18 protein-coding genes, 1 tRNA gene and 1 pseudogene are annotated in these 21663 nt (G+C 74.3%); 15 read left to right on the top strand and 5 right to left on the bottom strand.

Annotated features, from left to right (window positions below):
• The first annotated feature begins 41 nt into the window (after positions 1 to 41).
• A complete protein-coding gene (locus ACLJT4_RS27535) occupies positions 42 to 665 on the top strand; it encodes a disulfide bond formation protein DsbA (RefSeq protein ID WP_411126169.1) in 624 nt (207 codons plus the stop codon).
• Between the two features lie 332 nt (positions 666 to 997).
• On the opposite strand, the gene ACLJT4_RS27530 is transcribed toward ACLJT4_RS27535, so the two are convergent.
• Together ACLJT4_RS27530 and ACLJT4_RS27525 are read right to left on the bottom strand one after the other, a co-directional pair.
• Positions 998 to 2332 (bottom strand): helix-turn-helix domain-containing protein, encoded by a 1335-nt coding sequence (locus tag ACLJT4_RS27530; RefSeq protein ID WP_411126167.1) that lies wholly within the window; start codon positions 2330 to 2332, stop codon positions 998 to 1000.
• An 11-nt stretch (positions 2333 to 2343) separates the two neighbouring features.
• Complete coding sequence (locus ACLJT4_RS27525; protein ID WP_020929435.1) at positions 2344 to 2490, bottom strand: hypothetical protein; 147 nt, start codon at positions 2488 to 2490, stop codon at positions 2344 to 2346.
• A gap of 330 nt (positions 2491 to 2820) precedes the next feature.
• Here ACLJT4_RS27525 and ACLJT4_RS27520 point away from each other — a divergent pair, with 330 nt between their 5' ends.
• The 12 genes and pseudogenes from ACLJT4_RS27520 to ACLJT4_RS27465 all read left to right on the top strand — a co-directional run bounded on the left by ACLJT4_RS27520 (position 2821) and on the right by ACLJT4_RS27465 (position 17978).
• Complete coding sequence (locus tag ACLJT4_RS27520) at positions 2821 to 3840, top strand: DUF3068 domain-containing protein (protein WP_411126165.1); 1020 nt, start codon at positions 2821 to 2823, stop codon at positions 3838 to 3840.
• Between the two features lie 302 nt (positions 3841 to 4142).
• Positions 4143 to 5366 carry a glycosyltransferase family 4 protein gene (locus tag ACLJT4_RS27515; protein ID WP_411126163.1) on the top strand — a complete coding sequence of 408 codons (1224 nt, stop codon included), beginning with the start codon at positions 4143 to 4145 and terminating at the stop codon, positions 5364 to 5366.
• 7 nt (positions 5367 to 5373) lie between these two features.
• A complete protein-coding gene (locus tag ACLJT4_RS27510; RefSeq protein ID WP_411126161.1) occupies positions 5374 to 6099 on the top strand; it encodes a class I SAM-dependent methyltransferase in 726 nt (241 codons plus the stop codon).
• Positions 6096 to 10490 (top strand): alpha-(1->3)-arabinofuranosyltransferase family protein, encoded by a 4395-nt coding sequence (locus ACLJT4_RS27505; protein WP_411126159.1) that lies wholly within the window; start codon positions 6096 to 6098, stop codon positions 10488 to 10490. Before ACLJT4_RS27510 ends, ACLJT4_RS27505 begins: the two co-directional genes overlap by 4 nt.
• Entirely contained in the window at positions 10487 to 12094 is a 1608-nt protein-coding gene (locus tag ACLJT4_RS27500; RefSeq protein ID WP_411126157.1) for a condensation protein, read from the top strand. The genes ACLJT4_RS27505 and ACLJT4_RS27500 overlap by 4 nt, the downstream gene beginning before the upstream one ends.
• Positions 12091 to 12819 carry a class I SAM-dependent methyltransferase gene (locus ACLJT4_RS27495; RefSeq protein ID WP_411126155.1) on the top strand — a complete coding sequence of 243 codons (729 nt, stop codon included), beginning with the start codon at positions 12091 to 12093 and terminating at the stop codon, positions 12817 to 12819. Before ACLJT4_RS27500 ends, ACLJT4_RS27495 begins: the two co-directional genes overlap by 4 nt.
• Positions 12820 to 13014: 195 nt before the next feature.
• Positions 13015 to 13920, top strand: a pseudogene (locus tag ACLJT4_RS27490) (DMT family transporter); the annotation flags it as partial.
• A gap of 603 nt (positions 13921 to 14523) precedes the next feature.
• Positions 14524 to 14742, top strand: a complete 219-nt coding sequence (locus ACLJT4_RS27485) for a hypothetical protein (RefSeq protein ID WP_411126153.1) — start codon at positions 14524 to 14526, stop codon at positions 14740 to 14742.
• The gene (locus tag ACLJT4_RS27480; RefSeq protein ID WP_411126151.1) at positions 14739 to 15026 is read left to right on the top strand and encodes a Trm112 family protein; all 288 of its coding nucleotides are present in this window, start codon (positions 14739 to 14741) and stop codon (positions 15024 to 15026) included. Before ACLJT4_RS27485 ends, ACLJT4_RS27480 begins: the two co-directional genes overlap by 4 nt.
• Positions 15023 to 15898, top strand: a complete 876-nt coding sequence (locus tag ACLJT4_RS27475) for an FkbM family methyltransferase (protein WP_411126149.1) — start codon at positions 15023 to 15025, stop codon at positions 15896 to 15898. The genes ACLJT4_RS27480 and ACLJT4_RS27475 overlap by 4 nt, the downstream gene beginning before the upstream one ends.
• Positions 15882 to 16529 carry a hypothetical protein gene (locus ACLJT4_RS27470; protein WP_411126147.1) on the top strand — a complete coding sequence of 216 codons (648 nt, stop codon included), beginning with the start codon at positions 15882 to 15884 and terminating at the stop codon, positions 16527 to 16529. The genes ACLJT4_RS27475 and ACLJT4_RS27470 overlap by 17 nt, the downstream gene beginning before the upstream one ends.
• A 417-nt stretch (positions 16530 to 16946) precedes the next feature.
• Positions 16947 to 17978, top strand: coding sequence for a rod shape-determining protein (locus tag ACLJT4_RS27465; RefSeq protein ID WP_016571861.1), 1032 nt, complete (start codon positions 16947 to 16949; stop codon positions 17976 to 17978).
• Between the two features lie 124 nt (positions 17979 to 18102).
• Here the strand turns inward: ACLJT4_RS27465 and ACLJT4_RS27460 are convergent, their stop codons facing one another.
• On the bottom strand, positions 18103 to 18717 hold the full coding sequence (locus ACLJT4_RS27460) for a histidine phosphatase family protein (protein ID WP_411126145.1): 615 nt from the start codon (positions 18715 to 18717) through the stop codon (positions 18103 to 18105).
• Positions 18718 to 18722: 5 nt separating this feature from the next.
• Positions 18723 to 19127 carry a thioredoxin gene (gene trxA / locus ACLJT4_RS27455; RefSeq protein ID WP_411126143.1) on the bottom strand — a complete coding sequence of 135 codons (405 nt, stop codon included), beginning with the start codon at positions 19125 to 19127 and terminating at the stop codon, positions 18723 to 18725.
• A gap of 474 nt (positions 19128 to 19601) precedes the next feature.
• Between trxA and ACLJT4_RS27450 the strand changes: the two genes are divergently transcribed.
• A complete protein-coding gene (locus ACLJT4_RS27450) occupies positions 19602 to 20402 on the top strand; it encodes an MBL fold metallo-hydrolase (RefSeq protein WP_411126141.1) in 801 nt (266 codons plus the stop codon).
• A 163-nt stretch (positions 20403 to 20565) separates the two neighbouring features.
• Positions 20566 to 21441: a glycosyltransferase family 2 protein gene (locus ACLJT4_RS27445; protein WP_016571865.1), complete on the top strand. Its 876-nt coding sequence runs from the start codon at positions 20566 to 20568 to the stop codon at positions 21439 to 21441.
• 111 nt (positions 21442 to 21552) lie between these two features.
• Here ACLJT4_RS27445 and ACLJT4_RS27440 read toward each other — a convergent pair.
• Positions 21553 to 21629 (bottom strand) — tRNA-Ile (locus ACLJT4_RS27440).
• Between the last annotated feature and the right edge of the window lie 34 nt (positions 21630 to 21663).

The raw sequence follows: 21663 nt of genomic DNA, 5'->3' as shown, positions 1-21663 counted from the left end.
GTCCCGGCGGACCGGGCCGGTGGCGGCTTAATCTGGACCGCATGACGCACCAGAGCCCCGCCCGCCACACCGTCGACTTCTACTTCGACCCCATCTGCCCGTTCGCCTGGATCTCCTCGCGCTGGATCCTGGAGGTGGAGCACCTCCGGAACATCGACCTGCGGTTCCGGGTGATGAGCCTGTCCGTGCTCAACGAGGGCCGCGCGGACCTCCCCGAGAAGTACCGCGAGCTGCTGGACGCCGGCTGGGGGCCCGTGCGGGTGTGCATCGCGGCCGCCCAGGAGCACGGCGAGGAGGTGCTGCGCGATCTGTACACGGCGCTCGGCACCCGCATCCACAAGGACGGTCGGGAGGACACCGCGACCGTCATCGAGGAGGCGCTTGCCGAGGTCGGGCTCCCCGCCGAGCTGGCCCGCGCCGCCGAGCAGGACACCTACGACGACGCGCTGCGCAAGAGCCACCACGAGGGCATGGACCCGGTCGGCGAGGACGTCGGCACGCCCACGCTCCACATCGACGGGGTGGCCTTCTTCGGCCCGGTCCTGATGGCGATCCCCCGGGGCGAGGACGCGGCCCGGATCTTCGACGGGGCACGGCTGCTCGCCGGCTACGACCGGTTCTTCGAGTTGAAGCGGACCCGCACCGGGGAATTCGACTTCAGCTGACCCCGGTTGACGGTGACGGGCGCGGCGGCCCCGTGGTCGCCGCTCGCCCCCTGCCCCGCGGCCGGCGCGGTCCGCACACCGCGCAGCGGCACGGGCGCCAGGACCGTGGCGGGCGGGTGGGGTGAGCGGGCCGCACAGTGGGGGGAGCTGGCTTCGGCGGCGCCCCGGGGCGTGGGGGAACGGATCCCCTAGGGGTCGGGCGCGCCCCCTGCGGGGCCACAACGCCGGGGCGGGCGTGGGTGTTCCACGATCGGCGTGACGGGTGGGGCAGGCCCGCTGGGGCACGCCGTCGAGTGCGGTGCCGGGCCGGCGATGCGGTGCGTCGGCGGGGGCTATCCGAGTTTCCCGCGCAGGCGTTGGGCGCGGAGGACCAGTTCGAGTTCGAAGCGGCGGTCCGGGTCGTCGACGTCGTCGCCCCACAACTCGCGGATCTGGCGGAGGCGGTAGCGGACGGTCTGCGGGTGGACGCCGAGCCGGGAGGCGATCTCGGGGGCGCCGCCGCGGGTCTCCAGCCAGGCGAGGAGGGTCTCGGCGAGCCGTCGGCCGTGTGTGCGGCCGCAGCCGTCCAGAGGGGCGAGCCGGCGGCGGGTGAGGTCCTCGATCAGCTCGCCCGGCGGCAACAGCACCAGCGCCTCGGTGTGCTCGGTGCACTGCAACAACTCGCCCGCGGGCAGCAGTCCGCGCTCCATCAGGTCGACCGCGGAGGTCGCCCACCGCAGCGACTTGCCGGCGTCCAGCAGCGGCACGGCCGGGCCGATGGCGCCCGACCAGCCGGCCGCGGCGCGGGCCAGCAGTTCGCGGCGGCCCGGGGCCTCCGGCTCCGGAACCACCAGCCGGGGCCGTTCGCACTCCATGTCCAGCAGGATCCCGTCGGCCACCGCCGGCGCCACCGCCCCCCGGTCCGGGCGCAACAGCACGGCCACCGCGACCCGTTCGGGCAGCGGCCAGCCGATCAGGTGGGCGCGTTCGGCGAGCAGCGGGCGCGGGTCCCCGTGGTCCGGTGCGGGTGCCGGTCCGCGTGGGGACGGCGGAGGAGAGGCGGGCGGGGGCGGACCGCCGGGTTCCAGGGGGGCGTGCGGGGTGGCGTCCCGGTGGCGGGGGCGCCCTTCGTCGGCCGTCGGGACCGGTTCCGCGAAGAGTTGGTCCATCAGCCGGCGCTGCATCCGCAGGCGCTCGCCGGCCTGGCGGGCGGCGGCCTCCGCGTAGCCGCGGACGGATTCGGCGACCAGTCCGTCGAGGTACTCGAAGCCGGACTCGGCCAGTTCGTACATCGCGGGCGCCGGGATGGCGACCTGCTGGCCGATCTCCGCCAGCCGGCGCCAGGCCAGGCGCACCCCCAGCCGGTAGATCGCCTGGAGGACGTCCAGGCTGCGGCCCTGGATGCCCTCGCCGCGCCCGAACTCCTGGAAGACCCGCGGGTGGACGTGCGGCCGGTCCGGGCCGGCGGTGAGGTGCCCGACGAAGTGCTCCAGGGACTGGCGGATGCCCACCAGGGCCCGCGGCTCCCCCGACTCGTCCGGGACCAGCGGTAGTTGGGGGTATTCGCGGCGGATCTCCCGGAAGATCTCCTGCGCCAGCGCGGGGACCTCCTGAAGTGCCAGGGCGGCGAACCGGCGCACCTGGGCGGACGGCACCTCCCGCCACGCCGAACGGACCGCGGTCACCACGGCGGCCGCCCCTACGCGCCGGGCCGGCCGAAGGTCACCAGGGGCACGTTCGGCTGCTCGGGGGTGGATTGCAGGGCGGCGACGATGCCCAGCGCGGCGCCCACGGCGAGGGCGGCGGCGGCCAGCGCGGTCAGTGCGGCGGCGAGCGTGCGGTGCATGGCGCGGCGATCCCTTCGTCGGCAGTGGGTACCGGGAGGACGGCGCGGGCCGGTACCGGAGAGCGGCACGAGGAGCGCGTCGACGGGCCCGCGGCCGCGGGTCGGGCGGCCCTGCGGCTCCGCGGCCCGCGTCGGGCAGGCGGCTCGGGAGACCGGTGTCAGTGCCGCGTTCCCACCGCGCGGCGCCGCTTCGGTCACGGTGCCTGCCGAGTGTGGAAGGGCATTGACGCGCTGTCAAGGGTTCCCTTACGTTCCCGGCCCATGGCGCCGCGTCGCGGCGCCGCACGTGCACCAGGGCGTGTTCCCCTCACCGCTTCCAGGAGTGCTCGTATGCGTCGTTCCAGGCTTCCCGGCCGTCCCCCGGTGGTCCCCACGGCCCCCACCCCCACCGCCCGCACCGCGACACCGCTCGCCCTGGCCCTCCTGGGCGCGGGCGTGTTCCTGCTGGTGCTGGCCCCGCTGCTGGCCTGGTACGTGACGCCGCGGGCCGCGGTCACCCCCGTCGACGTCGACGTCACCACGGTCTTCACCGGCACCGGCAGCTACTTCGACACCGGGGCGCTGACCACCCGGGACCGGCAGCGGATCACCGTCACCCGGCATGTGCTGGGCGACGTCGCGGCGAGCGAGCGGAGCGGGCGGGCCGTGTGGGACGTGTCCACGACGGTCGACACCCCGCCCACGCTGCCCCTGGCGGATCCGCGCCGGTCGTTCCAGTGGACCACCGGTCGCTGGGTCACCGACCGGCGCAGCAACGCCCCGGTGCACTGCTGCGGGGAGGGCCCCGCCCGCTTCGACGGGGACGCGTACCTCAAGTTCCCGTTCGCGGTGCAGAAGAAGACCTACCGCTGGTGGGACGACACCCTCGGCGCGGCCGTGCCGCTCCGCTTCGCCGGCACCGTGCAGTTGTCGGGGATCACCGGCTACCGCTTCGCCGGGACCGTGCCGGCGACCCGGACCGGCACCCGGCAGGTGCCCGGGCGGCTGGTCGGCCGGCCCGGGCAGGGACAGATCCAGGCGGAGGAGTGGTACGCCAACACCGGGATCGGCCTGGTCGTCGAGGAGCGCACGGGCCGGATCGTCGACGCGTCGATCTCGCCGGTCAAGACGCTGCGGGCCCCCGGCGCGCGGCGCGACGCGGTCGTCCTGCTGCGGGCCCGGGGGCTCGCGTTCACCCCCGCCACCCGTCGGGCGCAGGTCGCCCTGGCGCGGGCCGACGGCGCGAAGCTGGTCCTGGTGGGGCGGACCCTGCCGGTGACCGCCGGGGCGGCCGGTGGGGTGCTGGCGGTGGCCGGCGGTCTGCTGGTGGCCCGGGGCGGGCGGCGGGGCGGGCGACGCAACGGCCGCTGAGGCGGCGGGGAAGCGCCCGGTGAGGTGGCCGATTCTCAACGGCGTGCGGAGTGGGCGGGCGGGACCGGAGCGGATTTTGTCACCCCGGTGAGTAGCCGCGGCCACGCCCGGCCGCGAACACTGTGCCTCCCAACCGGAACACGCCCCGCACCGGGCCGTCCCCACACGGCCCGCCGACCCCGCATCCTCCGTACGCCCCGCTCGCCCCGCACGCCCCGCACAACTCAGCACGACCCGCACGACTCAGCACGCAGTACGTCCCCCACCACAGGTACCGCACCCTGAGACGAGTTGGATCGCTCATGCCGCAGCGCGTCCCCCCTTCCCCACCGCTGCCCGGCGCGTTCCCCGCGCCCGCCGGGCCCGTCCCGCACCGCCCCCCGGCGCTGCGCCCGCCGGCCGCGGCCGACGCTCCGGCCGCTCCCCCCGAGCCGGCCGCGGGCGCCGCCCCGCTCCCCCGCCGGATCGTGTTCCTGGCCCGCCGCGACCTGGGCAACCCCGCCGCCGGCGGCTCCGAGTTGCTGGTGGACCGGATCGCCGAGGGCCTCACCGGGCACGGCCACCAGGTGACCCTGTTGTGCGGCGGGCCGACGTCCGAGCGCGACTACCGCGTCGTCTCCGCCGGCGGCGACGCCGGCCACTTCCTGCGCGTCCCCCGGCAGGTGACGCGGACAGCCGGCGGCTGCGACCTGCTGGTCGAGGTCTGCAACGGCATGCCCTACCTCGCGCCGCTGTGGCACCGCGGCCCGACCCTGTGCCTGGTCAACCACGTCCACACCGACCTGTGGCGGATGCGCTACCCGGCCCCCGCCGCCCGGCTCGGCCGCCGCCTGGAGCACTGGGCGCTGGCCGGCACCCACCGCGGCAACCTGATGGTCGCGGTCTCCGACTCGACCGCCGCCGCCCTGCGGGACCTCGGCGTCGCACCCGACCGGATCCGAGTCGTCCACAACGGCGTTGAGGAGCCCGGCCCGCTCGTCCCCGAAGCCCCCGAACCGCTGTTCCTGGCCATGGGCCGGCTCGTCGAGTACAAGCGGATCGACCTGCTGCTGCGGCTGTGGGAGCGGGTCCGACCGGTCACCGGCGGCCGGCTGGTGATCGTCGGCGACGGCCCGGAACGCGCCCGGCTGACCGCGCTGGCCGGCCCGGACGTCACCTTCACCGGCCGGATCTCCGAACAGCGCAAGCACCAACTGCTGTGCTCCGCATGGCTGTTGCTGCACCCCTCGCTCGTCGAGGGCTGGGGCCTGGTGGCGATGGAGGCCGCCGCGCGCCGCACCCCCACCCTCGGCTTCGACATCCCCGGCCTGCGGGACTCCGTCGAGGACGGCACCACCGGACTGCTGGCCCGCGGCGAGAGCGCCTTCGCCGCGCACTGGTGCACCCTGGGCCTGAGCGCCCGGCGGCGGCACGCCCTGGGCGCCGCGGCGGCCGACCGCGCCGCCCGCTTCAGATGGAGCCGGACCGTCCGCGGCTTCCGGGCGGTGGCCACGGAGGCGTACCTCCAGCCGCCCCCCGGGCGGTGACCGCCCCGTGCGCGACCCCTCGCTGCGCAGGTCCCTCGCCCTGTTCCGGGCCTTCCTGAACGAACCGACCGACCCCGACCACTGCTACCGGCTGCTCGCCCAGGACGCCGCCGACCAGATCGAACGGTACGCCCCGCTGCACGGCGCGGTCGTCGCCGACGTCGGCGGCGGCAGCGGCCACTTCACCGAGGAGTTCCGCCGCCGCGGCGCCCACGGCTACCTCTTCGAGCCCGACACCGCCGAACTCACCGCCCGCGGCCGGCCCCCCGACGGCGCGGTGCGCGCCGACGGCTACCTGCTGCCGCTCGCCGACGGCACCGCCGACGTGTGCTTCTCCTCCAACGTCCTGGAGCACGTGGCCGACCCCCAGACGTTCCTCAGCGAACTGGTGCGGGTCACCCGCCCCGGCGGCCTGGTCTACGTGGCGTTCACCAACTGGCTCTCCCCCTGGGGCGGCCACGAGACGGCCCCCTGGCACTACGTGGGCGCCGAACGGGCCCACCGCCGCTACCACCGGCGCACCGGCCGCCCCGCCAAGCACACCCTCGGCGAGAACCTCTTCGCCGTGCACGTCGGGCGCACCCTGCGGCAGGTCCGCGCCCGGGACGACGTCGCGGTCGTCACCGCCCGCTCCCGCTACGCCCCGTTCCTCGCCGAGACCATCCCCCGCCTCCCCGGCGTCCGCGAGATCGCCACCTGGAACCTCCTCCTCATCCTCCGGCGGTTGCCATGACCCAGACGCTGAAGATGTCCCCGTCCCCCGGAGCCCCCGACGCCGGCGGTCCCCGGGCCACCGCCCCCGCCCCACCGCCCGACGCCCCCCGGCGCAGGCGCTGGCTGCTGGCGTTCTGGGCCACCGTCCTGGTCGCGTTCCTGGCCCCCTCACCGGGGAAGATGACGTTCGAGACGAAGCTGGGCGTGGCCACCGACCCGTGGCGGTTCCTCACCGACCTCGGTCATCTGTGGCACGACCGGGCCGGGTTCGGCGGCCTCGCCGACCAGTACGTCGGCTACGCCTTCCCCTCCCTCCCCTACTACGGCGCCGCGCACCTCGTCCACCTGCCCGTCTGGCTCGCCGAACGGCTGTGGATGTCGCTGATCGTCACAGGCGCCTTCTGGGGCGCGCTGCGGCTCGCCGAACGGTTCCGCGCCGGCACCCCGCCCACCCGGCTCCTGGGCGCCGCCTGCTACGCCCTGTGGCCGGCGTTCACCCTCGTCATCGGCTCCACGTCCGCCGCCGCACTACCGGGCGCCCTGCTGCCCTGGGTGCTGCTGCCGCTCACCGACCACCGGCTCGGCGCCCGCACCGCGGCGGCCCGTTCGGCCCTGCTGGTGCCCTGCATGGGCGGCGTCAACGCCGCCTCCACCCTGGCGTCCCTGCTGCCCGCGCTGCTGTACCTGCTCTCCCGGACCGGACCGCGCCGCCGCGCCCTGCTCGCCTGGTGGCTGCCGGGCGTCGTGCTGGCCACCGCCTGGTGGGTGGTACCGCTGCTCCTCCTGGGCCTGCACGGCGAGAACTTCATGCCGTTCATCGAACAGGCCGACACCACCACCGGCACCATGTCCGCCACCGAACTCCTGCGCGGCGCCGGCAACTGGGTCGGCTACCTCAACTTCGGCAAACCCTGGCTGCCCGCGGGCTGGACCCTGACCGGCAACGCCGTCGCGGTCGCCGGCTCGGCCCTCGCCGCCGCCCTCGGCCTGGCCGGCCTGGCCCGCCGCGACCTGCCCGAACGCCGCTGGCTGCTGCTGACCGTGCTGACCGTCGCACTGATCACCCTGGCCGGCTACGGCGGCGCCCTCGGCGGACCACTGCACGGCCCCTGGCAGGACTGGCTGAACGGCTGGCTGCGCCCGTTCCGCAACATCTACAAGTTCACCCCCGGCCTCGGCCTGGCGCTCGCCCTCGGCGTCGCCCACCTCCTGGGCACCGCCCGCTGGGCCGGCACCGGGCGCCGCGGCACCCGCCTGCCCACCCGGCGGCTGCCCGCCGCCCTCACCGCGCTCCTCGTCCTGCCCGCCCTCGCCCTGCCCTACCTGGGCGGCACCGTCCTGCAGCCCGGCGCCTTCCGCCAGTTGCCCACCTACTGGCAGCAGACCGCCGGCTGGCTCAAGGACCACACCCACGGCAGCCGCGCCCTGGTCGTCCCCGCCACCGCCCACGGCCTGTTCACCTGGGGCTCCCCCATCGACGACCCCCTCGACGTGCTCGCCCGCTCCCCGTGGGCGCAGCGCGACTTCGTGCCCTTCGGGACGCCCGGCTCGCGCCGTGCCCTGGACGCCGTCGAACAGGCCCTGCTCACCGGCGCCGACGTCCCCGGCCTGCGCGACTACCTGCACCGGGCCGGCATCCACGACGTCGTCGTCCGCAACGACCTCGACCCCGACCAGATCGGCTACGTCCCCCCGCAGACCGTCAAGCGCACCCTGGAGGCGTCCGGGTACCGCAAGGCCGCCGCCTTCGGACCGCTCACCACCGGCGGCCGGATCCCCACCGAGGCCCCCGTCCAGGTCCAGGGCCTCTACCCGCGCCAACGCGCCGTCGAGGTCTACCGGCCGCAGGGCGTCCCCGAGCCCGGCCCCGTCACCGCTCCCGCCGCCGCGGACACCGCCCGGCTCAGCGGCGGCCCGGAAGCCCTGCTGCAACTCTCCGCCGACCCCGCGCTGCGCGACCGCGCCACCGTCCTGGCCGGCGACCCCCACCCGGGCGTCAGCACCCCGCCGCTGCAACTCACCGCCGACGGACTGCGCCGCGCCGACACCCGCTTCGGCCTGGTCAACAGCAACACCTCGTACACCTACACCGCCGACGAGAGAAACCTCCCCGGCAGCGTCCAGGACCCCGGCCGACCACCCCGGCAGATCCTGCCGACCGCCGGCGCCGACCACCAGACCACCGCCGTCCTGCGCGGCGCCGCCTCGGTCACCGCGTCCTCCAGCGGCAACTGGCTCTTCCACCTGCCGCAGTACGACCCGGTCAACGCCTTCGACGGCAACCCCGACACCGCCTGGGCGGAGGGCAGCGCCGGCAACCCCGTCGGCCAGTGGATCCGCATCGCCTTCACCTCCCCCACCACCCTCCCCGCCCACCTCTGGGTCACCCCCCTGCCCGGCGACGGGCTGCGCGCCGCCCCCACGGCCGTCCGCATCCAGACCGACCGCGGCAGCGCCGACAGCACCCTGCGCCCCGACGGCTCCCGCCAACAGGTCAACGCCCCGGCCGGCAAGGCGACCTGGCTCCAACTCACCATCACCGGCTCGCAGTCCCCGCGCGCCGGGCTCTCCGGCGCCGGCTTCACCGACATCGCCGTCCCCGGCGTGCAGGTGACCCGGATGCTCCAACTCCCCACCGACGCCACGCGCTCCGACGCCCCCGCCGAGGTCGTCTCCCTCCACCGGGGCAGCGACCCCGGCGGCCTCTCCCCGGTCTCCGCCGAGGTCGGCTTGCACCGCCAGTTCAGCACCGCCCGGACCGCCCCGTACTCCGTCACCGGCACCGCGCTCGCCGTCCCCGGCCCCGCCCTCGACCGGCTCCTCGACAAGGTCGCCCCCGAGCAGAAGGACCGCATCACCGCCACCGCCGACTCCACCAGCTTCGGCTTCGGCCAGTCCCTCAGCCCCCGCAACCTCGTCGACGGCGACCTGACGACGGCCTGGATCGCCGGCGCCAAACCCACCATCCACCTGCGCTGGCCCGGCAAGAAGAAGATCGACCAGATCGTGCTCGCCGCGGCCGGCGGCATCTCCACCCGCCCCGAACAGATCCAACTCAACTCCCCCTACGGAGCGGCCACCGCCGGCGTCGACGACAACGGACTGGCCCGCTTCGAGGCGATCACCACCGACCGCCTCGACATCACCATCAGCAAGGTCAAGGAACTCACCCTCAGCAACCCCGTCGCGGGCCAGGCCCTCCAACTCCCGGTCGGCCTCAGCGAGGTCTACGTCCCCGCGCTCGACGCCTACCGCACACCCCGCCCGGCCCCCGGCGAACGGTTCTCCCTCCCCTGCGGCCAGGGGCCCGCACTCGCCGTCGACGGCATCCTGTACGCGACCGAGGCCAGCGGCACCGTCCGCGACCTCACCGACCGCCGCCCCCTCACCGTGCACCCCTGCGGCCCCGCCGTCCGCCACGGGCAGCTGCTGATGCGCGCCGGTCAACACCGTGTGGAAGCCGGCGACCAGGGCCCGTTGGCCCTCACGGACGTCACGCTCAGCCGGGGAACGACGACCGCCGGCGCCCGCGCCCCGGGCGACAGCCGGTCGGCGGGCCCCTCCGTGCGCTCCGCGCCCGCCCCGGCCCGGACCGCCACCGCCGAGCACTGGACCGGAGACCACCGCACCGTCGCCCTGGGCGCCGGCCCGGCCGCCTACCTCCAACTCCACGAGAACGCCAACGACGGCTGGCACGCCACCCTCGACGGCCGGGAACTCACCCCGCTCCGCATCGACGGCTGGCAACAGGCGTTCCTCGTCCCCGCCGGCGCCGGCGGCACCGTCGAACTCACCTACGCCCCGGCCACGACCTACCACCTGGGCCTCATCGGCGGCGTCCTGGGCCTCGTCCTGCTCCTCGCCGCCGCCCTGATCCGCCGCACCCCCCGCACCCCGCCCCCCGCACCACAGCAACCGCCCGGCCCGTCCTGGGTCGTGGGCGCGCTCGCCCTGACCGCGGTACTGACCCTGGCCGCCGGCCCGTACGCACTGGTCGTCCTGCCCCTGGCCCTGTTGGCGCGGCTCCGGCCACGGGTGCTGGCGCCGCTGGCCGGCGCCGCGATGCTCGCCGCCGGCATCACGGCCGCCCTCGGCGCCGGCCACCCGGTCGCCGAGCGCCAGGGCGCCTTCAGCCCCCTCGCCCAGGCACTGGCCCTCCTGGCCCTCGCCGCTGCCGTCATCACCCTGCCGACGACCACACCCGAAACCGCCGGCACCGACGACGAGACCGGCACCGCACCCACCGTCCCCGCGGCCGGATCCGCCGCCACCGCCGTCGCCGTCGCCGGAACGGGAACCGGAACCGGGGGCGCGCCGCCGGACACGCCAGCGCCATCGCCCACCGGCACACCACCACGGCCCCCGGATGCCGGACCTCCGTCCACCGGACGGGAGGACACACCACGATGACCACCCGGCTCCCCTTCCCCCTCGTGGACGAGATCTCCCGGCACTGCCTCCAGGACGACACCCCGGAGACCGTCCACATAGAGGTGCACCTCCCCGGCCGGCTCCACCACGAGGGCCTCCGCACCGCGTTCCACCAGGCCCTCGCCCGCCATCCGCGCGTCCTCGTGCGCCAGTTGCCGACCCGCTGGTGGCACCGCCACTACACCTGGCAACTCGCGCCCGCACCGGACGTGGACCCGGTCGCCTTCCCGCCACCCGGCCCCGACGCCCTCGCCCGGGCCCGGACCCGCGCGCTCACCGACTGCCCTCCCCTGGACGCCGCACCCCCCGTCCGCCTGGAGGTCATCGACCCCCCGCACATCACCGACGACCCCCAACCGGCCGCCCCCACCGGCACCGTGCTCCTGCTCACCCTCCACCACACCGCCCTGGACGCCCCGGCCGGCCTCCGCATCCTGGCCACCACCGCCGACCTGTACCGCGAGGCGACACGGTCAGGGCCCACGCCACCGCCGCCCACACCACCACAGCCAACGGCACCACAGCCAACGGCACGAGCGCCACGACAGCAGGCACGGACCGAAGTGCGGGGAGAGGGGCGGACGGAGGTCGAACGGGCTGAGCGCACCGAACCCGCCGAACGCCCTCAACGAGCCGCATCCCCAGCCCCATTGGCCCCATCAGCCCTATCAGTCCCATCTACCCCGTCACCCGCACCATCCCCCTACCACCCCGGGCCCCTCACCCGCCCCGCCCGCCTGGCCCCCGACCACACCGCCACCACCGACCGCTCGACACCACGCTCCCCCGGGCCCGGCAACGGAATGCTCCTCGCCGCACTCCCGCTCCCCACCCGCCCACAGCCCACCGACACCACCGAGCACTCTCCGCCCTCCCTCCACACCGTCAACGACCAACTCCTGGTCGCCACCCACCTCATGGCCACCCACTGGAACGCGCTGCACGACCGCCCCACGGCCCCCGTCATCGTCACCATGCCCATCGACGACCGACCACGAGGCCCCCACATGCCCATCGGCAACGGCACCCGCCTCACCCCGGTCGCCTTTCCCTCCACACCCACCCGTAGCCCCTACCTCCCCCAAGCCCCCACCCCCACCGTCACCCACCTCCTCCACCACACCGCGGCCCGCACCCGCGCCCTGAAGTCCGCCACCCCGGGCCCCCAACTCCGCTTCCCTTCGACCGCCTTGACGTCCCTCCCGCTCCCCGTCGGGGCGCGGCGCGCCCTCACCCGCGCCCTCCGCTCCCTCGCCGCCCCCTGGACGCCCACGGCCCTGCTCTCCAACATCGGCCGCGTCCCGTACCCCCTGGACTTCGGCGACACGGGAGGCCGGGCGACCGCGGTGTGGTTCTCCGCCCCGGCCCGGATGCCGCGCGGCCTGAGCATCACCGCCGCCACGACCCACGACGGCGACCACATCCACCTGGCGCTCCGCTGGTCCCGCGCGCTCCTCGACGACGCGGCCGCCGCCCGGCTGCTCGCCCTCTTCCGCACCTCCCTCGCCGCCACCGCCTCGGCCACCACACCGCCCCCACCGGTGGGCGCCACCCCACGGACCGAAGGAGGCGGCACCCCATGACCGCCCTGCGCGACTTCTACGAGAACCCCGCGGTGCCGGTCGCCTCCGGCGACGCCCGGACCAGGCGCCAGGCCCGCCTCCTGGCGCGCGCCCTCGGCCCCGTCCGCGCCGGCGCCCCGCCCGCCACCGTCTTGGACGTCGGCTGCGGCGACGGCACCGCCGCGGCCACCGCCGCGGACGTCCTCACCGGCCACCGCGTCGTCGGCGTCGACTGGTCCCAGGACGCCCTCCGCCGCGCCGCCCCCCACCTCGGGCACGTCGTCCGCGGCGAACTCACCGACGGTGGGCTGCCGTTCGCGACCGGCTCGGCCGACGCGGTCCTCTTCAGCGAGGTCATCGAGCACCTCGTCGACCCGGACGCCGCACTGGACGAACTGCGCCGCGTCCTGCGCCCCGGCGGCCACCTCCTGCTCTCCACCCCGAACCTCGCCGCCTGGTACAACCGCGGCCTGCTGCTCGCCGGTGTCCAACCCGTCTTCTCTGAGGTCAGCCTGCGCGGCATCCACGGCCGCCCCGGAACCCACGTCGTCGGCCACCTACGCCTCTACACGGCCCGCGCGCTCCGCGCCTTCCTCACCGCGTCCGGGTTCGACGTCATCCGCATCGCCGGCGCCCCGTACCACGACGTCCCCCGCCCCCTACGCCCGCTCGACCGCGCCGCCTGCCACACCCCCTCCCTGTCCTCCATCCTCCTGGCCCACGCCCGCCCCCGACACGCTCCGTAATCGAACCGGGAACAAAACTACAGTCCGTAATCGTTGCCGAAACAGCAACGAAAGAGGCCCCCGCAAGGCCCACCCGAATCCGACCCGACTCCCCAGCCACCCGGAACACCCCCCAGCCGCCCAGAACGCCAGCCCTCAGCCGCCCCGAAGCCCTCCCGAAGCCACCCCAAAGCCATCCCGAGAGGAGGTAGGCCAATGCTCTGGTGGGGCGTCGCTTCCGCACTCCTCGCCAACGTCCTGTACAGCACCGGCTTCGTCCTGGAGAAGCGCGCACTCGCCGCCCTCCCCGCCCTCAACACCCGCCGCCCCGCCCAACTCGTGCGCCACCTCCTCAGCAGCCCGCTGTGGCTCGGCGGCTCACTCGCCCTGGCCGCGGGCTTCGGTGCCCAACTCGCCGTCTACCGCGCCCTCCCCATAGCCGCCGCCCAAGGCATCTTCATCTCGGGCCTGGTCCTGCTGCTGCTCATGTCCTCCATGGTCCTGGGCGAGCGCACCAGCGGCCGGGAGCGGCAGGGCATCGCCGCGATCCTGCTGGCGCTCGTCCTGGTCGTCGCCTCCCTCCGGCACGACGACGCCCACACCATCGCCCGCACCGCACCGCCCGCAACCCTCCTCGCCCTCGCGATACCGTCCCTGGCCATCGGGCTGCTGCTGTACCGCTCGGCGGAACGGCGCGCCCGGCGCCGCCACCGCCGACCGACCGCAGGCGTCCCCTACGGCGTGGCCGTCGGACTCCTCTACGGCGTCAGCTCGCTGGCCATCAAGGGCGCCTCCGGCCTGCTCAACCTCCATGACCTGCCGGCCGCCGCGGCAGCACTGCTCCGCTCGCCCTACCCGTACCTTCTCCTCATCACCGGCACCACGGGTCTGGTCCTGTCGCAGACGGCCCTGCAGCGGTGCCGCGCCTCGGTGATCGTCCCCGTCTGCACCACCGTGACCTGCGTCTTCACGGTCGCCTGCGGCACCATCGCCTTCGGCGAACCCTTACCCGGCGACCCCGTGCGCCTGGCCCTGCGACTGGGCGGCATCGCGGTGGCACTGACGGTCCTCCTGGCCCTGCCCCGCCACGAAGCCCCCGCCGCCACGCCTGCACCGTCACCACACGGCCGGCCAAGCCTGGCGCCCACGTCCCCGCACCCCAGCCCGCCCGCACCATCCGCCCCTCGCCCAACCGCGCTCCCCTCCGGCCCCTCTAGCCCTGTCAGTCCCTCTCGCCCCTCCAATCCCGCCAGCTCCTCGAATCCCGCCAGCTCCTCCGAAAGAGCGCCGCTCGCATCGGGGTCGGCACCCAGGCCCGCTCCCCTAGCCGCACTGCCACCCAACGTCTACATGCCAACCTCCCTACAGACCAAGGCAGTTGGGGCAGATGGCGATGCAGACGCAACCACAGAGAGGGAGATGAGGCCGGGACCGGGGCTGGGAACGGAGCCGGGAACGACGTCGGGCCCGGGCCCGGGAACGACGAGAGACGAAAGGAGAGACGAGAACGCAAGGACAAGGAAGGCAAGAACAAGGAAGGCCCGGAGCACCACTCACAAGCTCCACGCCCCGCCACGCACAAGACCCGAGCCATGAACCAGGCACCACCTGCGCCCCGTGTACCCACGCGCCCGGCGCACCCCTCAAACCCCTTGCGCCCCAAGCAACCCAAGCAACCCAAGCAACCCAAGCAACCGAAAGCACAAACCACGAAGGGACTGACCAATGACGGAGTTGACCGAGTTGACGGAATCGGCGGCATCTGCGGAATCGGCGGCATCTGCGGAATCGGCGAGGTCGGTCGAGTCGGCGGAATGGAGCAACGGCGGCATCGGGCACAGCAAGGTCGATCACGGCAGGGTCGATCACGGCAGGGTCGATCACGGCAGGGTCAATCACGCGGTGCCCGCCGGACACGCGCGGCAGGCAGGGGGCGAGTCATGAAGGCGGACGATGCGCTGTTGAGGATTCTCGCGTGCCCGATCGACAAGGGGCCGCTGGCGCTGCTGGCCGCTGAGGGGGCGCTCTACAACCCGCGGCTGCGGCGGCGCTATCCGATCCTCGACGGGATTCCGCAGTTGCTCCCGTCTTCCGGGGAGCAACTCTCGGACGCGGACCACGAACGCGCCGTGCGTCAGATCGAGGAGGCCGCGGAGGCGGATGCGGAGGAGGCCACGGAGGCGGATGCGGCAGCGCGGGCGGAGCAGACGGAGGGGGCGGGGTCGTGACGCTGGCGGCGCGGGTGGGGCCCTGGCTACCGGGGCGGCTGGTGTCGGCGCTGGCGGCCGGGCTCTACCCGCGCTTCGAACCGGAACTGGGCCGACTGCACGACCTCTGCCCCGCGGGCGGCACGGCCGTGGACGTAGGGGGGTGGTACGGCCCGTGGACCCGACGCCTGGCCCGGCACGCGGACCGGGTCGTCACCATCGAGCCCGTCCCCCATCTGGCCCGGGTGCTGGCGTCGGTCACCCCCGCACACGTCGACGTCATCTCCGCCGCCGCCACCGACCACACCGGGTGCGCCACGCTGTGGCTCCCGCCCGGTGGCCGGGGCGACCGCGGGGTCTCCTCCCTCGTACGCCGTGATGTGCACGCCGCCACCATGGACGTCCCCTGCCTCCCTCTGGACACACTGGACCTCTCCACCGTCACCCTCATCAAGATCGATGTGGATGGCGGCGAACTGGCGGTCCTACGCGGCGCAGCACGCACCATCGAGCGCGAACGACCCGCCCTCTTCATCGAATTGGAGGCCCGCATCCAGCCGCTCGCGCCCGTTCTGGAGTGGACCACCGCCCGTGGGTATCGCGGCTGGGTCCTGCCGCATGACCGCTGGCTGCCGCTGTCCGACTTCGATCTGCCCGCCCATCAGTCCCGCACCTCCCACGTCGCCGAACACGGTCTGCTGCGGCGCTCCCTCGCCCCGCACCGGCGTTACGTCAATTCCGTCCTCTTCCTGCCCGACGGCCTCCGTCCGGGCCCCATACGCACCCCACGCACCGCGCACACGTCCCGCACCCCCCGCACTCCGCCGGCCACCGCCCCCGCGCCTCCCCCCGCCGGCATCCACGACCATGTCCATCATGACCCCCGCCACTGACAACGCCCCGCCGACCGGCTCCGGCGCCCCCTCCAACCTGCCAGGACCCCTCGCGTTCCAGCTCGTGCTGCTGCGCCGCATGGCCGACCACCAACCGGTTCTCGTCGAGGACGCGCTCCGTCAACTGGGCGTCACGCGCGCGCAGATGCGCGAGGCCAACCGCCGCTGGCAGGCACGGATGCACAACCCACGGGCACGCGCCGGCCTCCAGCCGTACCGGGCGCTGCTGGGCACGCCCGAGGCCACGGCTGCCCGCCGCATCGGCGACCTGACCTGCAAGGCGCTGACCTGGCCCGTCCCGCTCTGGCCGGACCTGCGGTTCGAGGTGCTCACCGCGCCCGGAGGCAGCGTCTGGAACGCCTGGCTGGTCCGCGCCCCCGGCGTGCCCGCCCCGGACCTCCGCACGACCGCGGACCTCGTGCCGTGGTCCTGCACGGTCGACGAGGTCGCCCGCGCCTTCGCCCCGGCCCGCCCGATGGAGGGCAGCGCCCCCACCCGCTGGCGCCTCGCCTGCACCGCCCCCGGCCCGGACGGCCCGCTGCAGGACGTCATCGCGGAATTCACCTGGGGCCTCTACCAACGCCGAGCGGAGCCCACGAGCACCGGCCCCGCCACCACGGAAACCCCGTAGCCATCGGCTCCAACGCCTCCAGCAGCTCCAGCAGCTCCGACAAGCCTCGTAGCACCGATGCCGCCGAAGTCGCACCGTCACTGACTGACTGGGCATCACATCAGTGCGCCCCAGCGCCTGATGTCACCCCATCAGTTGCACCACGAGTCCACGAGTCCAGGGCCCCACGCCCCCGCGGCCACAACCCCACGCTCTACACCTCGCCCCCCCAAACGCCCCCTGAGCAGGCCAAAAAGCCCGCCGCCCCACCCCGCTCTCCCCCATCTCCCCACCCCCGTCCCCCGAGCGGACGCGCTCAACAGGCGGGCGTCGGTGCGGGCCCGGAGGATGGCGCACGAGCGCTTACGTGCGGGCGCTCGTGCCCAGATACCGGCCCACCGGGGACGTTCACACCGGCCCATCGGGGAGGAATCCACCATGACCATCAGCCTCGCCCAACTGCGGCGCTGCTCGGCCGCCGTCGACCTCGGCGCGGCCCGGACCAGGGTGTACGTCAAGAACCAGGGGCTGGTCGTCGACGAACCGACCGTCGCCGCGGTCAACACCCGTACCGGGTCGATGCTGGCCGTGGGCGCCCAGGCCGAGCTGATGGACGGCCGCACCCCCGACTACATCCGCGTGGTGCGGCCGGTCTCCAACGGGACGGTCGTGGACATCGACATGGCCCAGCGGCTGCTGCGCCACCTGGTGGGCGACAAGTTGCGCAAGACCTGGCGGCGGCGCCCCACGATGCGGGCCGCGGTCTGCCTGCCGTACGGCAGTGAGCCGCTGGCGCAGCGGGCGGCGGTGGAGACCCTGACCGGGCTGGGTGCCCGTCGGGTCGAGCTGGTCGACACGCTGGTCGCGGCGGCCGTCGGCTGCGGGCTCCCGGTGGAGCAGCCGGAAGCGACCATGATCGTGGTGTGCGGTGCGGGTACCACGCAGGTCGCGGTGCTCTCGCTCGGTTCGATCGTCGCCGCGGAAACCGTTCCCGTGGGCGGCAACGCCATCGACCACGCGGTAATCCAGCACCTCCGGTTGCACCACGAGTTGATGCTGCCGAACCAGTCCGTGCGCCCGCTGCACCTGATGCTGTCCGGGGACGGCGAGCTCACCCCCGGTTCCACGGAGGTGCACGGGCGGGACGTGGTCAGCGGCCTCGCCCGGTCCGTGCACGTGGACACCGAGCGGGTGCGGCGGGCCATCATCACCCCGTTGACGGCGATCCTCGACGGCATCGGGGCGGTGCTGCGCCGCTGCCCGCCGGACCTCGTGGCCGACCTCGGCGAGCGCGGCATCATGCTGGCGGGTGGCAGCGCGCTGATCCCGGGGCTGGAGCCGATGATCCACGAGGCCACGTCGATGCCGGTGCACATCGCGGACCAGCCGGGTACCTGCGCGGTGCAGGGGCTGGGCGCCATGATCGAGGGCAAGGTGCAGCCCCTGCACCTCGACCCGATGGCACCGTGACCCCGGCCCCGCTTCCAGTCCCAGCTCCAGAGCCAGAACCAGCCTGAGCCCGGCCCGAACCGCACCGCACCGCACCGCACGAGAGCTGGCCCCGCTCCCGCTCCCGCTCCCGCTCCCGCTCCCGCTACAGACTCCGGGCGTTCCAGGCGACGACCGCGGGACGGTCGTGTTCGGTGCCCAGGACGCCGACCGCGCCGGTGCCGAAGGTGAAAAGGCCGCCCGCGGAGGCCGGAAGGCCCAGCCGGCGCGCGGTCAGCACCCGCAGGAAGTGGGCGTGGCCCACGAGCGCCACGTCCCCCTCGTCGCCCTGGTCGTCCTCGTCGCCCGTGAGGTGGGGTGCGATCAGCGCCAGTACGCGGTCGGCGCGCGCGCCGACCTCCTCCGGCGACTCCCCGGGGTGCTCAGCCGGTCCCGCGGCGACGCCGTCGTCGAAGAGGTACCAGTCGGGTCTGCTGCGGTGGATCTCGGCGGTGGTGATGCCCTCGTCCCCGCCGTAGTCCCATTCCCGCAGGTCGTCGAGGACGTGCGGGGTGGGCAGCCCGGCGAGTTCGGCGGTGCGCAGGGCCCGCTGCATCGGGCTGGCGTAGACCCGCGCGACCTTCCGGCCCGACAGCAGCGGGCGGAGGGCGCGGGCCTGCTCCTCACCGTCGGTGGTGAGTGGCAGGTCGGTCCAGCTGGTGTGCCGGCCGTCGCGGCTCCACTCGGTCTCGCCGTGGCGGACCAGCAACAGCTCGCTCACTCGCCCTACGCCTGCTCTCCGCTGCCGGCCTGTCCCTGCTGGTCCTGCTGGGCCTGGGCCTCGGCGACCGAGGCGCGGACCTCGTCCATGTCGAGGGCGCGGGCCTGGCCGATGACGTCCTCCAGGGCGGCCTCGGGGAGCGCGCCGGGCTGGGCGAACACCGCGATGTTCTGCCGGACGATCATCAGAGTGGGGATGGAGCTGATGTCGAAGGCGGCGGCGAGCTCCGGCTCCTTCTCGGTGTTGACCTTGGCGAAGACCAGGTCACCGTGCGTCTCGGACGACCGCTCGAACACCGGCCCGAACTGCTTGCAGGGGCCGCACCATTCGGCCCAGAAGTCGATCAGGACGAAATCGTTGCCGGAGACGATCTCGTCGAAGTTTTCCTTGGTGAGCTCCACGGTGCTCATATACGCGCTTCCCTACTTACGGGCCGTCGTGGCTTCGGCGGTTGACGCCGGCGCCTCGGGGACGGCTGTCGTCTGTGGCTGGTTTCGGCTGTTCGGTTGGTTCGTTGCGGTGTACGACGCTACGACGGGCCTGGTGGCACGCCGCACGCGGGTGCGGTCCGCCCGGCATTCCTCCGTTACGGCCACTGTCACCACGTTCGTGACAGTTTCCGTAACAGCAGCACCCCGTACGGTATTCCGCACACCGCACCGCCCGGCTCCCCTGCCCAGGCCGAGCCGCCCTAGACGTGCCGTGGCCGAGATCACCTGCCCGGGCCCGCGTGACGGGGCTCAGCTGTCGGGCAAGCGCCCGCCGGCGCGCCCCGCTCGCGCGGGACCACGGGGCCGCCGCTCGGCCCGTCCGCCCGTACTGCCGCGCCCCACCCCCCGCCCTACGATGGACGGGGGGCCGCTCCGGAAGGAGGCGTCGGCCCGATGGACGCGACGGACACCCGCGTCGACGAGATCGCGGACGGGATCTACCGGATCTCCACGTTCGTTCCGGGCGTGGCCGCGCCGGCCGGCTTCACGTTCAACCAGTTCCTCATCGACGCGGAGGAACCGCTGCTCTTCCACACGGGCATGCGCCACCTCTTCCCGCGGGTCTCGGAGGCCGTCCGCCGGGTGGTGCCGCTGGACCAGTTGCGTTGGCTGGCGTTCGGGCACGTGGAGGCCGACGAGTGCGGCGCGATGAACGAGTTCCTGGCCGTGGCTCCGCGGGCCCAGGTGGCGCACGGGCTCCAGGGTTGTCTGGTCTCGCTCGACGACCTCGCCGACCGGCCGCCGCGCCCGTTGGCGCACGGCGAAACCCTCGACCTGGGCGGCAAGGAGGTGCTGCGGCGCCGGGTGCTGCACCTCAACACCCCGCATGTGCCGCACAATTGGGAGGCGCGGGTACTGTTCGAGGAGACCACCGGCACCCTGTTGTGCGGGGACCTCTTCACCCACCTGGGCAACGGCCCCCCGGTCACCGACCACGATCTGGTGGGGCCGGCGCTGGACGCGGAGGAGGTGTTCCGCCAGACGTCGTGCCTGACGGCGGCGGTGGAGACGCTGCGTTCCCTGGCCCGGCTCTCGCCCGCGACGTTGGCGGTGATGCACGGCTCGTCGTACCGGGGTGACGGGGCGGCGGCGCTGCGCGCCCTAGCCGACGGCTATCAGGAGCGGTTCGGCCCGGAGCGGGAGTTCGCCGCCCGCCCGAGTGCGCTGGCCGGCGCCAGCGCCCCGCAGGGCTGACGGCCGCCCCTCGGGCGGGCCGTCGTGGTCGTTCGTCCGGGCCGGTGGAGGCGTTGTCCAGCGTGTCGCGGCGGGATGTCGCGGCGGCTGCGTCGTGGCGCGCAGCGGTCTGTGGCGGCGGCTAGCATCGCTGAAGAGACCGCCAAGAACGGAGTGTTCATCTGTGCGTCAGCTGCGCGTAGGCGTCGCCATCTTGACCATGGGAAACCGCCCCGCCGAACTCCAGGAGCTGCTGGATTCGGTGGCGAAGCAGGACCTTCCGGCGACGCACATCGTGGTCGTCGGCAACGGCTCGCCGCTGCCCCCGCTGCCCGAAGGCGTCACGGGCGTGTCGCTGAGCGAGAACCTGGGGGTCTCCGGTGGCCGGAACGTCGCCCTGGACGAGCTGCGCAAGCTCGGTGACCTGGACGTGGTGGTCGACCTCGACGACGACGGGCTGCTGATCAGCCCGGACGTCTTCAGCCGACTCGCGGAACTGTACGAGCAAGACCCGAAGTTGGGGATCGTCAGCTTCCGCATCGCCGACGAGCTGGGCCGCACCCAGCGCCGCCACGTGCCGCGCCTACGGGTCGGCGATCCGCAGCAGGGCGGACTGGTCACGACGTTCCTCGGCGGCGGGCACGCGTTGTCCGTGCCGATGCTGGACCGGACCGGCGGCTGGCCGGACGAGTTCTTCTACGCCCACGAGGAGACCGATCTGGCCTGGCGGGCGTTGGACGACGGGTGGCACATCCGCTACGCGCCGGAGATGGTGCTGCAGCACCCGTACACCTCGCCGACCCGGCACGCGGTCTACCACCGGATGGTCGCCCGGAACCGCGTGTGGCTGGCGAAGCGCCACCTGCCGGCGGTGCTGGTCCCCGTCTACCTCGGCGTGTGGGCGGGGCTGACGGCCGTCCGCAGCCCGTCGGCGGCGGGTCTGCGGGCCTGGGCCGCGGGCTTCGCCGAGGGCGTCCGGACCCCGTGCGGACGCCGGCGGCCGATGCGCTGGCGCACGGTGTGGCGCATGACGCGGCTGGGGCGCCCCCCGGTCATCTAGCCGGAGTACGGCACCGTGCACAGGAAAGGCCCCCGCGGTTTCCCGCGGGGGCCTTTGCTGTCTTTCTCGCCGTGCGCCGTCAGGCCAGATCGTTTCTGCGCCAGGGGGCTGTGGTGGGGCGGGTGGGACTCGAACCCACGGCCGACGGATTATGAGTCCGCTGCTCTAACCGGCTGAGCTACCGCCCCTCACGGCGCGTCGCGCACATTTGTGCGCGCCGTC

The organism is Streptomyces sp. x-19 (genome assembly GCF_046549115.1).
GTDB lineage: Bacteria > Actinomycetota > Actinomycetes > Streptomycetales > Streptomycetaceae > Streptomyces > Streptomyces albulus_C.
Note: the sequence above shows the minus strand (reverse complement) of the source record. Positions and strands in the feature narration are given on the sequence as shown.